This window comes from Pseudoalteromonas sp. S3260 (assembly GCF_005886925.1).
Classification (GTDB): Bacteria; Pseudomonadota; Gammaproteobacteria; order Enterobacterales; family Alteromonadaceae; genus Pseudoalteromonas; species Pseudoalteromonas tetraodonis.
In genome coordinates this window covers 1-408 of record NZ_PNCV01000394.1, presented here as the reverse complement: position 1 = coordinate 408, position 408 = coordinate 1, and the positions used below count along the sequence as shown (strand labels likewise).

Sequence of the window (408 nt, the reverse complement as noted above, 5' to 3'; positions counted from 1 at the left end):
CCCTGACAGTCCACCTCGTAACGCACGATATTGCCGAGCAGCTGGTGGCGGCGAATCACGCCCGGGCAACCGGGGCCGGCATTGTCTGGCAAGGGTTGGGTCGGGAAGTTGGTATATTCATCCTGCTGTCCCTGGGGGCTGGTGTCCGGTTGCAGGTACAGCGCTTCCGGACGCAGTGCCACGCGCGGGCTGTCGCTTTCGTAGCCGAGCAGCGGGCGCGCCAGCTCGCGACCGATCAGATTGTAATGCCCCATGAAGCCCGCCGCCGTGGCATCCACCGGGCGGGTATACAGCGACTCGGCATTGCCCTGTTGCAGGATGCGCCCCTGATGCATCAGGAAGATGCGGTCCGACAGCAACAGTGCCTCTTCCTGATCGTGGGTCACGAACAGGGTGGTCAGGCCGAGG

General features: G+C 64.5%; 1 pseudogene. It reads right to left on the bottom strand.

Annotated features, from left to right (window positions below):
* Positions 1–408, bottom strand: a pseudogene (locus CWC14_RS18940) (hypothetical protein); the annotation flags it as partial.